Source organism: Curtobacterium sp. NPDC088465 (assembly GCF_044753165.1).
Lineage (GTDB): Bacteria > Actinomycetota > Actinomycetes > Actinomycetales > Microbacteriaceae > Curtobacterium.
Genome location: NZ_JBIVMR010000008.1, coordinates 1 through 11,579, shown reverse-complemented (window position 1 = coordinate 11,579; position 11,579 = coordinate 1). Strand labels below are relative to the sequence as shown.

The window sequence follows — 11,579 nt, the reverse complement described above, 5'->3', positions numbered from 1 at the left end:
ACCCGCGCCGCACGCATCCGGGTCCACGTCCGCCGCGGCGGCGACGCGGTCACCGTCCTCGACGCCGTCGACCACGCCCTGACCACCCTCGACCACACCCTCGGCCGACAGATCCCGGTCCTGGTCCACCTCACCGGCGGCACCCGCACCGCACTGGCACGCACCACCCGCGTCCAGTAACAGCACCACCAGCACCACGCAGCACCACCCACCGGCCGGGGGACGCCCGACGTCCCCCGGCCGTTCCGTGCCCGGAACCGGCCGTCCACACAGCCGCAGCCGAACCCGGGAGGCGACCCGAGCCTCCCGTCCGCAGACCCAGGAGGAGACCCCACATGGCACGCAACCACGGAGCCGTCAGCGCATCGACCTCGGAACAGCGTCGCGAGGACGCTGCCGAGTGGAGCCCGCTGGCCCGCTACCTGTCCGAGTTCTTCGGCACCTTCCTGCTCGTGCTCGGCGGCGTCGGTACGGCACTCTTCGCCGCGAACTTCCCGAGCGACACCGACAACCAGTCCGGCGTCGGCTTCCTCGGCGTCGCACTGGCCTTCGGTCTGACGCTCGTCGCCGGCATCGCCGCCGTCGGGCACATCTCCGGCGGCCACTTCAACCCGGCCGTCACCCTCGGCCTCCTCGCCGCCGGGCGCACGGACCTGCGGCACGTGGCCGGCTACATCGTGTCGCAGGTCCTCGGCGGCCTCGCCGCGACCAGCATCATCGCGATCGTGCTCTCCGGGAAGGCCGGCGCCTTCCGGGCCGCGCACGACGCGGGCTTCGCCTCGAACGGCTTCGGCAGTGCCAGCCCGGGCGGGTACGGCCTCGGCGCCGTCTTCCTGACCGAGGCGGTCCTCACCGGGGTCTTCCTCGCGGTGATCCTCTCGATCACCGCCAAGCAGGAGTACCAGGCCATCGCCCCGATCGGCATCGGCCTCACCCTGACCCTCATCCACCTGGTGAGCATCCCGGTGAGCAACACCTCCGTGAACCCCGCACGATCCGTCGCTGCCGCGGTCTACGGTGGGGCCACGCCGCTCGCCCAGCTCTGGGTCTTCATCGTCGCACCGGTCCTCGGTGCGGTCGTCGCCGGCCTGATCGTCCGCGTCGGCGGTCGCCGCCGCATCACCGGCTGACCCCACGCGGTCACCCACCGAGAGAAGGAGAACAGCATGCGCAACCGCATCATCGTCATCGGGCTCATCGCCCTGGTCGGCATCTGGATCGGGTCCCGGTCGAACCGGCCCGTCGTGAAGAAGACGAGCACGGCCGAGACCATCCGCAAGGCCTGGAACGACCCGCACGCGCGGAAGCAGCGCGCGAAGCTCCGCAAGAAGATCGAGAAGGCCGCCTCGCACTGACGGGGCGACCACGGACGGGAGGCGCGGTGCCAGCTGGCACCGCGCCTCCCGTCCGTTGCTTCACCTGGGCCGACGGCCGAGCAACACTGCGGCGAGCAGCGCGGCCACTCCGAGCAGCACCAACGGCAGGGCCGTGACGGTGAGCCACGTCGCGGTCGGTTGATCCGCAGGGCTCACGAACGCGCCGACGAGCGCCAGCGTCGTTCCTGCACCCGAGAGGAGTGCAGCGATGCACAGCAAGCTGGTCCTCAGGCGATCTCCGGACACGGTCTTCTCCTGCCGTTGGTCATTGGTTGTTGCACCAGACCACGGATCCCGGCGGGATGTTGTGGATGACGGTGCCTCGCCCGCGAGACGAGCATGCGGTCAGCACGCCGCCGGCGACTGCGAGACCGGCAGCGATGATGCCTGCCGCAGCTCCTCCGAGACCGGTCGCGGCGGTGATGATCCCGATGGCGGTCGCGACTCCCGCAGAAGCTCCGAGCACGTCGAGCAGTCTCGTGGTGTTGCAAGAGTTGAGGTATACGTTCAGCTGGATCCCGGTGTGGTCCCACCGATTCTTCCCGGCGCAGGCGCGCACGACGGCGGTCGACCGGTCCATCTCGTCAACGAGCTGGCGGTCGACCGCAGCGTGCCGACTGGCGAGACCGACCAGCGACCGTCCGGTCGCGAACGCATCGACTGCCTCGGTGGACACGCCGATTGCGCGCGCACGATCTCCATCGAAGACGCCGTCGCTGCCGATCGCACTCGACAAGGCGGCCCCGAGGGAAGCAGCCGAAGGGTCGGATGGTGCAGCGTGGGCCGGTGACACCGACGCGACCGAGGCGACGAGCGCGACCATGAGCGTCGCGACGCCGAGGCGCTTCCATCGTGCACAAGTGGTGATGATCGATCTGGCCATGACTTCCCCGTTCGTACCGCCGTCTGCGGTCCGACCACTGTCCATCCTGAGCCGGTAGTGTCAAACATCAAATTGTGAATATCAATTGACCAGCGTGCAACTAGTCAGCTTGCTGGGCGAGGGCGGATCAGTCCGCGCCCGTGAGCGCGGCCGCGTAGGCGCGCACCGATCGGTTGTAGCGGGGGAGTGTCGGCTCGACGGCCTCGATCGCCACCCGGAGCGCCTCGTCCACCTGCCCCGCGCTGTGCAGCGCGAGCGCGAGGAAGACGCGAGGGGCCGCTCCGGTCGCGGGGTGCGGTGGGGCGTCGCGGAGCATCGCGATCGCATCGTCGATCCGGCCGAGGTTCCGGAGGGTCGACGCGTGCTGCACGACCAGCCGTGCGGCACGATCGGGGTCGACGGTACCGAGCCCCGCCTCGGTCGCCGCGGCGTACTGCTCGTGCGCGGCGGCCTCCTGCCCGCCGGAGTCGTGTGCGCCACCGAGCTCGAACGAGCCGAGCGCGGGGTGGGGTGCGACCGCCGCGAGCTCGCGCATCCGGTCGATCCGGGCAGCGTCGTCCACGGTGTCGTCCGCCCACAGCGCCGCGACGCGTGCTTCCCAGTCGGGGTCGGAGGGTCGTGGCTGCGGGGTCGTGGTTTCGCTCACACGGTCACGCTAGCGGCACCGCTCCGACGCGCGACCATCCGGTGGACGTGCCCCTGCGCGCATCCGGGGCACCAGGATGCGAAGATGCATCGTTGCCCACCGACAGGACGACGAGGAACCCATGGGACACGACGACGCCGCGCCGCTCCTCGACGGGCGCTACCGACTCGAGCAGGAGATCGGGCGTGGCGGCATGTCCGTCGTGTACCGCGCCACCGACGAGGTGCTGCACCGCCCCGTCGCCGTGAAGCTCTTCCACCCGGGCTCCGTCGACCTGGCGCGGCAGGAGGCAGAGCTCGGCGTCCTCGCTGCGCTCGAGCACCACGGGTTGGTCGGGTTGCTCGACGCGGGTGTGGTCGACGTCGTCGGCAGCGGTCCGCGACGCTTCCTCGTCATGTCGCTCGTCGTCGGACAGGACCTGGAGGCGCGGCTCGAGGTCGGACCGCTCTCCGCGAAGCACATCGCCGAGATCGGCTACGACATGGCCGAGGCGCTCGAGTACATCCACCCGCACGGCGTCGTGCACCGCGACATCAAGCCGTCCAACATCCTGCTCGTGGACTACGGCACCGGCTCCGACCGGGCCCGCGCACGGCTGACCGACTTCGGGATCGCCCTGGCCGCGGGGGTCGAACGGCTCACCGCTGACGGTGTCACGACGGGCACGGCTGCCTACCTCAGCCCGGAGCAGGCCCGGGGTGCGGACGTCGGTCCCGCGAGCGACGTGTACTCGCTCGGTCTCGTGCTGCTCCAGTGCTTCACGCGACGCCGCGAGTTCCCGGGGTCGCTCGTCGAGTCCGCCATCGCCCGGCTGTCGCGCGACCCGGTCGTGCCGGAGCCGCTGCCGGAGCACTGGAAGCACCTGCTCCGCGCGATGACGGCGCAGGACCCGACGGAGCGGCCCCTCGGTGCGCAGCTCGTCACGATGCTGCGCGACGTCGTCATCACCGAGAGTGCTGCAGCCGACCCCGCGGCCACCGGTGCCCGGTCCGATGCCGCCCCCGCTGCGACCGCGACCGCCCCCGCTGCGACCGCGACCGCCGACGCAGGCCCCGCCGAGCCGACCCCAGCCGCCCCGGCGGACGCCCGCCCTGCCACGCTCGACTCGCTGCCCGAGGAGTCGCTGCAGCGCACCGTGGCGATGGCCGCACGGCTCTTCGACGCTCCGATCGCCCTGGTCGACGTGCTCGACGAGGACCGTGAGTGGTCGCAGTCGTGGATCGCCGAGGGGGTCGACGAGGCAGCGCGCAGCATCAGCTTCCGCAGCGGCTTCGCGCCGGTACCCGTCCCCGTGGTGATCCCGGACGGGTCCGTGCACCCGGAGATGCGGCAGAGTCCGCTCGTCACCGGGCCGCTCGGCATCCGGTTCTACGTGAGCGTGCCCCTGCTGCGGCACGACGGCACCGCGGTGGGGACCCTCGCCGTGCTCGACGTCCGTCCGCGTGAGGCGTCCGAGGGCGACCTGGCGAACCTGCGCGACCTCGCCGCGCTGGCCACCACGCAGCTGGAGCTCCGCCAGGAGTCCCTGCGCACGACGAGCGACGCACTGCCGCTCGACGGCGCGCGCTGACCCGCGTCAGGCGCCGGGTCGGCCGTCCGACCAGGTCATCGCCCGGTCCGCCTGCTCGGCCGTGATCCGGGTCACCGCACCGCAGTTGGTGCACTCGTTGCGGTGCGAGCGCGACAGCGGGACGAGCGGGACGAAGAACAGGCTGAGCTTCGTCGTGCGGCGCACCACCCGCTGCGCCGCCAGGACGCCGCACACCCCGCAGACGAAGCGGACCACGGTGAGCAGGGTGTCGGAGCCGCGGGTGCCGAAGATCAGGAACACACCGCGAGGCTACGCGGACGGCGCAGACGGATCGTCAGCCGTCGGAGGCCGTCACGCGGAAGGACCGCACGAGCGGCTCGTCCGGCCGGACGACGACGGGGGAGCGCCAGGCGAGCGCCGAACCGACCGCGGGGTACTCCGCGACCCGGACGAACCACGGATCGCGGTGGTCCAGCGCCTCGACGAGCACGTGCGCCCGTCCGTCGGCGAAGGAACCGGTCCAGGCCACCCACGGTGCGACGGAACCGTGCACGCGGTGCTCGCCCGCGCCGTCGGGGGTGCGGACCACGACGTCCGTGCAGGCGGCGAACCGCAGGAACCAGCCGCCGTAGCCGGCACCGGCGCGACCGTGGCTGGCCGGACTGCCGAGCGCGACAGGTCGGGCACCGGGCGCGCGGAGCGTGGACGTCCACTCGAGCTGCCAGCCGTCCGGCGTCGCACGCCAGCCGAGCGTGCGGTCCTCGTGGAGCAGCAGCGCGCCGGCCGGGTCGCGCCATTCGGTGCCGAGCCGCACCCGGGCGCCGTCCGTCTCGGAGGGGCCGACGGTCGCGGTGCCGTGGTCGTCCTGCCACCGGTAGCCGGGACCGTCCACGTACGTCGGTCCACCCCAGCAGTTGACGCCGTCGAGGTCCGGGAACGCGACGCCGAGGCCGCAGTGCCAGGGGTGGTCCTCGGGGTGACGGTCGGTGAGCACCACGCCGCCGAGCGTCCGCACCGGGTGGAGGAAGGGCCGCGGCACCCAGGCCGGCGGGACGTCCGCGCCGTCGTGCAGCTCGCCCAGCCGGACCCCGGCGACGTCGAGCGGTACCACGACGCCGTGCGTCACGCCCGTGCCCTCCGTGCTGTCCGTCCCCACGTCGCCGACGCTACGCGCCGACCTCCGCGGGTCGCCGCCGCACGAGCACCACGCTGTCCACCGTCTCGTGTCGCTCGCCGTCCGGTCCGGTCGCCGATCGCGGTCGGCCCTCGGCGACCAGGACGTCCCACCCGTCGTCGAGCCGCAGCGCCGCCAGGTCCTGCTCGGGCGTCGGGAAGCGGTAGGACCGCATCTCCTCGGGCACGTCGCGGTGCGGCGGAGCGGCGTGGGCGGTGACGAGCAGGTGCCCGCCGGGAGCGACCGCCGTGGTCGCCCGGTGCAGGATCGCGTCGCGGGGGATGCCGACCGGCCACGACTGCAGGAAGGACGCCGTGACCAGGTCGAACCGCTCGTCGGGAGCCGGGCTCCAGGTCGCCAGGTCGGCGGCGACGAACCGGGTCCGTCCGGCCACCCCGGCCGACCGCGCCGCACGGTCGGCGCGGTCGACGGCGGTCTGCGACAGGTCGACACCGGTCACCGTCCAGCCCTGCTCCGCGAGCCAGACGACGTCGCCGCCCTCACCGCACCCGAGGTCGAGTGCCCGGCCGCCACCCGACGGTAGTCCGGCGACCACGTCGGCGAGCACCGCGTTCACCCGGCCCGACCTGATCCCGTCCCGTTCGGCGTACCGGGCCTCCCACCAGTCGCGCGCCGTGCCGCCCCCACCCGGAGTGCCGTCGGGGCGGGCCGGGGTGTGTGCGTCGGCGGGGGCGGAGGGGTCGTCGTGCGTGCGCATCCACCCAGTCGACCGCGCACCGGAGCGCACCGCAAGGATCCTTGCCGGACCGGCAACGGCGGCCCGCCGCGATCAGGCCCGGACCGGCGACGGCAGCCTGTCGCGAGTGGCCGCCGGACGGGAGGCACACGGCCGCCCGTCACGCGCCTCCCGTCCGTCGCACACCGGACGGACGGCCGACGACGTTCCGTCCGGAGTGCGCGGCCTGGGTGTCCGGTGTCCGCGGTGCCGTCCGGCGGCGCGTACCGTCGCCGGCACGACGAGATCGTCCGGCGGCCACGCCATGCGGGGGCCGCGAGGGTGGACACCACGCCACCCCGCGACCCTGCCGGCCGGACTCCGGACGGCGCAGGACGCCAGGCGGTCGTGATGCAGGGAGCACGACATGTCGACGTACCAGACGGACGAGCGGGTCGAACCGGTCCGCGTCATCACCTACCGGCACCTCCGCCGCGCCGCGCGACGGGGTTGGGCGGTGCCCGAGGGCACCCCGGCGCCGTCGCTCGCGGACCTGGGGCGGGTCCGCGGACCCAGCCGCGGCGAGCGCACGTGATCACCGCGACCGTCGACCCGCCCGCGGAGGACCGGTCGACCGAGCAGCGCCGGACCTCGGTCCGACAGGTCGTGCACAGCGGCACGGAACCCGGCGGGGCCCGCATACTCCACGAGGACGTGTACGACGCCCACGACCTGTGGTGCCGTCCCGACGGGGACGCCCCCTTCAGCTACCGGTACCGTGCCACCGGGGACGGGCGGGTGAGCCTGCGGACCTCGTCGGTCTCGGCGCACCACGGCGGTGTGCTCGACCCCGGTCGGCAGTACCTGCTCGCGTGGTCGGTCGAGGGCGGTGTCGTGCTCGACCCGGACCGCGAGGACGGCGTCACGCTCCGCCCGGGCGTCCCGGTGATGTGCCCGGCGGGTCGTCCCTTCTCGGTGGCGGCGCCGCCCGGCACCGTGCACCTGGTGCACTTCGACGCGGACTTCCTCGAGGCCGTCGCGGTCGTCGGCGGTGCGGCCGTCCCCGTGCCGCTGGCGTTCCCGGCCGCCGTGCCGTCCGCCCGCCTCGCGCCGTTGCAGCGCACGCTCCGCGAGCTCGCCGGTGCGATGCTCGACGTCGACGTGGTCGACGGAGAGCGGGCGGTGCTGGACCTGCGACTCGCCGAGGCCGTCCTCGAGGCGTTCCGCCCCGACCCCGACGGCGGTGTCCCCGACGGCTCCGTCGCCACGCTCGAGCGGGCGAAGGCGTACATGTACGCGCACTTCGCCCGCCCGCTCAGCACCGCGGAGATCGCCGCCGGCGCCGAGTCCAGCGTCCGAACGCTGCAGGAGACCTTCCAACGGCACGAGGCATCGACGCCGACCGCGTTCCTCCGGGACCTCCGGCTCGACAAGGCCCGGATCGCGCTGCAGCTCGCCGACGCACGGGAGACCTCGGTGGGAGCCGTGGCGTCCTCCTGCGGCTTCCGGCACATGGGGCGTTTCTCCGGCGCGTACTCCGCGCGCTACGGGGAGCACCCGGGGGAGACGCTGCGAGGGCAGCGACGGATGATCGCGGTCGCCGGGACCCCCGGTCGCACGCGGGGGTCCCAGCCGGGCTGAGCCCGCCCGTCTCCCTCGCCTGTCCGGATCCGCAGGTCGGTCGGGAGGCACCCGGCGCGTCCACCGCGCAGCCCCGGTCCGCCCCATGCTGCGCTGGGTAGCGTGCAGGGATGCAGCGGACGTCACCGAGCACCGGGACCGGCGGGATCGCGGTCGCCGTGCGCGGCACCGGCGCCCCGGTCCTCGTCCTGCACGGCACCCCCGGCGGGATCTCCTCCGCCGAGGCGATGGCCCGCTTCCTGCCCTCCGACCGCTTCCGCGTCGTGACCCTCGCACGACCGGGCTACGCGGGGACGACCCTCGAGCCGGACCACCCCTCGCTCGACGACGAGGCCGACCGGTACGCGGCGCTCCTCGACGAACTCGGCATCGACCGTGTCGCCGTGCTGGCGTGGTCCGGCGGCGGCCCGGCTGCCTACCGGTTCGCGGTCCGCCACCCGGACCGGATCCGGACGCTCGTCGTCGTTGCCGGGCTGTCCGCGCGGTGGGTCCCGCCGAAGCCGTCCTTCGCCGAGTGGGTCGTCGCGTACACCCGGGTCGGTGCGGCGCTCGCCGCGTCCGCCGCGCGACTGCTGCCGTCCGTCGTCGTCCGCACCGCCGAGGCCGGCGTCAGCTCCCTGCGCGGGCGGGCACTCACCGCACACGTCGCGGACGTCCTGCACGACCGGCCCCGGCGCCGGGTCCTGCTCGACCTGTCCTCGAGCGGCAACGCGGGCGGGCGCAACCGTCCGGGGTGGGACAACGACGTGCGGGTGCTCGGAGCGGTGGACGACCTCGAGCTCGGGGCCGTCCGGGCACCGACGCTCCTGGTGCACGGCGACGCGGACACCGAGGTCCCGATGGAGCACAGTGCCCGGGCCGCTGCGACCGTGCCCGGAGCCGAGCTCCTCACACTGCCCGGCGGCACCCACTTCGGGCTCTGGGACCACCACGACGCGGCCCGCGTGCAGGAGCGCGTCCGGAGCCACCTCGAGCGCGCCTGACCGCTGCCGCGCCTGACCGCTGCGTACCGGCTCCGCTCGCTCGGGGAGGGCTGCGCTCGACCCGGCAGGCTGAGACGAACCGCAGGAACCGGACGCTCCAGCCCTGGCGGTCACAGCTTCGTGACCAATACGTTATCTTCCTGAGCCGGTCGACCACCCGTCGCCCGATCGCGGAAGGAACCATGGGACGACACGCACTGCCCGCAGCCCACGACGGCGCACGGTCGGCAGCAACCGAGCCGACCGCACCCGGATCGTCGGGACGCGCGGAGCTGCGGCGTCCCCGCGGCCGTCGTGCCGCCCTCGGCCCCGCGGTCGCCCGTTCCTCCTTCGTGCAGCCCGCGAAGCCCGCGCGCACGGTCTCGCTCGCCGCACCGCGCCCGGTCGCGTCGACCGCCGTCGCCGGCGCCGCGGTGCTCTCACGCTCCGCAGCACTCCGCGCCGAGCGGGCTGCCGACCCGCGGCACGTCCGCCGCGCCGCGAACGCCAAGCGCGCGGCGATCCTGCTCGCACCGGCGCTCGCCGTGACGTCGACGCTGACGCTCGCGGTCCCTGCGGACGCGGCCCCGGCGACCACGACGAGCAGCTCGTCGTCCACCGTCACGGCTGCGGACGACGCGCAGTCCTTCACCGTCGCCCGCGACGTCGAGGTCCCCGTCGTGCAGACGGACGGCATGACGACCACCACGACGATCGTGTCCTACCCGACGATCGTCACGAAGTACGGCGTCACCACGCAGCAGGCCGAGGCGGCCATCTCGAAGGTGCTGTCGGCGGGCGGCAAGCGCGCCACGATCGTCTCGACGGCGCTGCAGTACATGGGGGACCCGTACGTCGAGGGCGGCGCGAGCCACTCCGGCATCGACTGCTCGGGACTGACGATGGTGGCGTACGCGGCCGTCGGCATCCCGCTCGTCCACTACGTGCCGTCGCAGGACGCGGTCGCCACGACGATCCCGCAGTCCGAGGCCCTCCCGGGCGACCTCGTGGTGTTCGACGACGAGGACCACGTCGGCATCTACCTCGGCGACGGCATCGTGCTGCAGGCGCCGCACCCCGGCGACCCGGTCGACATCGTGCCGCTGTACCCGAACGCCCACCACTTCGCGCGTCTGCTGCCCGCGGGGGAGTGACGCGTCGACGGGGAGTTGCGCACCTCCCGTAAACTGGAGTGATGGCCACCGAGACCCGCACCCCGTTCGAGGAGCAGCGCTCCACGCGTCCGCAGGTGCGCCCGCGCACCGAGGGGTGGACCCAGGCGCAGGACTCCGAGGGGCGACCCCTCCTGCAGTTCGCGTCGCCGAAGCGCGGCAAGCCGCCGGTGCACCTCGCCGACATGACCGTCGAGGAGCGCGTCGCGAAGGTCAAGGAGCTCGGCCTGCCCGGCTTCCGCGCCAAGCAGCTGTCGACGCACTACTTCACGCACTGGTCGTCCGACCCGGCGACGATGACCGACCTGCCGGCGGCCCAGCGCGAGGAACTCGTGGCCGGGATGCTGCCGCCGCTCCTCACGGAGACCCGGCGTCTGGCGACGGACAAGGGCGACACGATCAAGTTCCTCTGGAAGCTGCACGACGGCGCCCTGGTCGAGTCGGTGCTGATGCGCTACCCCGGTCGCATCACGCTCTGCGTCTCGTCGCAGGCGGGCTGCGGCATGAACTGCCCGTTCTGCGCGACCGGCCAGGCAGGGCTGACGCGCAACATGTCGACCGCCGAGATCATCGAGCAGATCGTCCGGGCGAACGCCGCGATCGCTGCCGGCGAGCTCGGGGGTGACCCACGGAAGGGCGGGCAGGACCGCGTCGACGCCGAGCGCGTCACGAACATCGTCTTCATGGGGATGGGCGAGCCGCTCGCCAACTACAAGCGGGTCATCGAGGCGGTGCGCACGATGATCGCCCCGCAGCCGCACGGTCTCGGGATGAGCGCGCGCGGCATCACCGTCTCCACCGTCGGCCTGGTGCCGGCGATCAAGAAGCTCGCGGACGAGGACATCCCGCTCACCTTCGCCCTGTCGCTGCACGCGCCGGACGACGAGCTCCGCGACGAGCTCATCCCGGTGAACTCGCGGTGGAAGGCCGACGAGGCGATCGACGCCGCGTACGAGTACTACGCGAAGACCGGTCGACGGGTCTCGATCGAGTACGCCCTCATCAAGGACATGAACGACCACGCCTGGCGCGCCGACCTCCTCGCCGAGAAGCTCAACGCGCGTGGCAAGGGCTGGGTGCACGTCAACCCGATCCCGCTCAACCCGACGCCCGGCTCGGTCTGGACCTCGTCGGAGCCCCACGTGCAGGACGAGTTCGTCCGCCGGCTGAACGCCGCGGGCGTCCCGACGACCCTGCGCGACACCCGCGGCAAGGAGATCGACGGCGCGTGCGGCCAGTTGGCCGCGGCGGACGAGACGGACGTCTGAGCCGACGATCGGTCGGACGGGAGGCACGGTGCGGGTCCGCACCGTGCCTCCCGTCGTTCCCGGGTCGCGTCGGCACGCGTGCCACCGCCGTCCGGCACCCGTCGGTCCACGGCTCGGTACCCCTCCTCCCGCGAGTCCTCGGGGAAGTCGGGGGACGACACGCCCGGGATGTGGGTGGTGTTGGTGGTGTGGTCGGGCCGTGCGTAGAGTAATCACTCGTTGCCGCTGAGGCGGAGAACGGAACGGCCGA

General features: G+C 73.3%; 14 protein-coding genes and 1 pseudogene. 9 read left to right on the top strand and 6 right to left on the bottom strand.

What is annotated here, in order from left to right; all coding sequences use genetic code 11:
- The 3 genes and pseudogenes from ACIP6W_RS16265 to ACIP6W_RS16255 all read left to right on the top strand — a co-directional run.
- Nucleotides 1-180 (top strand): annotated as a pseudogene (locus ACIP6W_RS16265) (hypothetical protein); the annotation flags it as partial.
- 155 nt (nt 181-335) lie between these two features.
- Nucleotides 336-1,130 carry an aquaporin Z gene (gene aqpZ / locus ACIP6W_RS16260; protein ID WP_400430467.1) on the top strand — a complete coding sequence of 265 codons (795 nt, stop codon included), beginning with the start codon at nt 336-338 and terminating at the stop codon, nt 1,128-1,130.
- A 36-nt stretch (nt 1,131-1,166) separates the two neighbouring features.
- Nucleotides 1,167-1,355, top strand: coding sequence for a hypothetical protein (locus tag ACIP6W_RS16255; RefSeq protein WP_066653419.1), 189 nt, complete (start codon nt 1,167-1,169; stop codon nt 1,353-1,355).
- A 60-nt stretch (nt 1,356-1,415) separates the two neighbouring features.
- Here ACIP6W_RS16255 and ACIP6W_RS16250 read toward each other — a convergent pair whose 3' ends face one another.
- From ACIP6W_RS16250 to ACIP6W_RS16240, 3 genes are all read right to left on the bottom strand, one after another.
- Nucleotides 1,416-1,622, bottom strand: coding sequence for a hypothetical protein (locus tag ACIP6W_RS16250; protein WP_066653422.1), 207 nt, complete (start codon nt 1,620-1,622; stop codon nt 1,416-1,418).
- Between the two features lie 19 nt (nt 1,623-1,641).
- On the bottom strand, nt 1,642-2,259 hold the full coding sequence (locus tag ACIP6W_RS16245; RefSeq protein WP_400430465.1) for a hypothetical protein: 618 nt from the start codon (nt 2,257-2,259) through the stop codon (nt 1,642-1,644).
- A gap of 127 nt (nt 2,260-2,386) precedes the next feature.
- Nucleotides 2,387-2,905: a tetratricopeptide repeat protein gene (locus ACIP6W_RS16240; RefSeq protein WP_400430463.1), complete on the bottom strand. Its 519-nt coding sequence runs from the start codon at nt 2,903-2,905 to the stop codon at nt 2,387-2,389.
- A 121-nt stretch (nt 2,906-3,026) separates the two neighbouring features.
- On the opposite strand from ACIP6W_RS16240, the gene ACIP6W_RS16235 reads away from it, so the two are divergent.
- Entirely contained in the window at nt 3,027-4,475 is a 1,449-nt protein-coding gene (locus ACIP6W_RS16235; protein ID WP_400430461.1) for a protein kinase, read from the top strand.
- 6 nt (nt 4,476-4,481) lie between these two features.
- Here the strand turns inward: ACIP6W_RS16235 and ACIP6W_RS16230 are convergent, their stop codons facing one another.
- The 3 genes from ACIP6W_RS16230 to ACIP6W_RS16220 are packed head-to-tail and all read right to left on the bottom strand — an operon-like array spanning nt 4,482 to nt 6,328.
- Nucleotides 4,482-4,736, bottom strand: a complete 255-nt coding sequence (locus ACIP6W_RS16230) for a hypothetical protein (RefSeq protein WP_066653429.1) — start codon at nt 4,734-4,736, stop codon at nt 4,482-4,484.
- Nucleotides 4,737-4,770: 34 nt separating this feature from the next.
- Nucleotides 4,771-5,592 (bottom strand): PmoA family protein, encoded by an 822-nt coding sequence (locus tag ACIP6W_RS16225; protein WP_400430459.1) that lies wholly within the window; start codon nt 5,590-5,592, stop codon nt 4,771-4,773.
- A gap of 10 nt (nt 5,593-5,602) precedes the next feature.
- Nucleotides 5,603-6,328, bottom strand: a complete 726-nt coding sequence (locus ACIP6W_RS16220) for a class I SAM-dependent methyltransferase (protein WP_400430457.1) — start codon at nt 6,326-6,328, stop codon at nt 5,603-5,605.
- 385 nt (nt 6,329-6,713) lie between these two features.
- On the opposite strand from ACIP6W_RS16220, the gene ACIP6W_RS16215 reads away from it, so the two are divergent.
- From ACIP6W_RS16215 to rlmN, 5 genes are all read left to right on the top strand, one after another.
- Nucleotides 6,714-6,881 carry a hypothetical protein gene (locus tag ACIP6W_RS16215; RefSeq protein WP_400430455.1) on the top strand — a complete coding sequence of 56 codons (168 nt, stop codon included), beginning with the start codon at nt 6,714-6,716 and terminating at the stop codon, nt 6,879-6,881.
- Nucleotides 6,878-7,927 carry a helix-turn-helix domain-containing protein gene (locus ACIP6W_RS16210; protein ID WP_066653433.1) on the top strand — a complete coding sequence of 350 codons (1,050 nt, stop codon included), beginning with the start codon at nt 6,878-6,880 and terminating at the stop codon, nt 7,925-7,927. The genes ACIP6W_RS16215 and ACIP6W_RS16210 overlap by 4 nt, the downstream gene beginning before the upstream one ends.
- A gap of 110 nt (nt 7,928-8,037) precedes the next feature.
- Nucleotides 8,038-8,910, top strand: coding sequence for an alpha/beta hydrolase (locus tag ACIP6W_RS16205; protein ID WP_311206668.1), 873 nt, complete (start codon nt 8,038-8,040; stop codon nt 8,908-8,910).
- A 182-nt stretch (nt 8,911-9,092) separates the two neighbouring features.
- Nucleotides 9,093-10,043, top strand: a complete 951-nt coding sequence (locus ACIP6W_RS16200) for a C40 family peptidase (protein WP_400430453.1) — start codon at nt 9,093-9,095, stop codon at nt 10,041-10,043.
- Nucleotides 10,044-10,084: 41 nt separating this feature from the next.
- Entirely contained in the window at nt 10,085-11,329 is a 1,245-nt protein-coding gene (rlmN, locus tag ACIP6W_RS16195; RefSeq protein ID WP_326497309.1) for a 23S rRNA (adenine(2503)-C(2))-methyltransferase RlmN, read from the top strand.
- Nucleotides 11,330-11,579 lie beyond the last annotated feature (250 nt).

Coding starts and splice junctions, on each gene's coding strand:
- aqpZ (WP_400430467.1), top strand. CDS start 336: ATGGCACGCAACCACGGAGCCGTCAGCGCATCGACCTCGGAACAGCGT.
- ACIP6W_RS16255 (WP_066653419.1), top strand. CDS start 1,167: ATGCGCAACCGCATCATCGTCATCGGGCTCATCGCCCTGGTCGGCATC.
- ACIP6W_RS16245 (WP_400430465.1), bottom strand. CDS start 2,259: ATGGCCAGATCGATCATCACCACTTGTGCACGATGGAAGCGCCTCGGC.
- ACIP6W_RS16235 (WP_400430461.1), top strand. CDS start 3,027: ATGGGACACGACGACGCCGCGCCGCTCCTCGACGGGCGCTACCGACTC.
- ACIP6W_RS16220 (WP_400430457.1), bottom strand. CDS start 6,328: ATGCGCACGCACGACGACCCCTCCGCCCCCGCCGACGCACACACCCCG.
- ACIP6W_RS16215 (WP_400430455.1), top strand. CDS start 6,714: ATGTCGACGTACCAGACGGACGAGCGGGTCGAACCGGTCCGCGTCATC.
- ACIP6W_RS16205 (WP_311206668.1), top strand. CDS start 8,038: ATGCAGCGGACGTCACCGAGCACCGGGACCGGCGGGATCGCGGTCGCC.
- ACIP6W_RS16200 (WP_400430453.1), top strand. CDS start 9,093: ATGGGACGACACGCACTGCCCGCAGCCCACGACGGCGCACGGTCGGCA.
- rlmN (WP_326497309.1), top strand. CDS start 10,085: ATGGCCACCGAGACCCGCACCCCGTTCGAGGAGCAGCGCTCCACGCGT.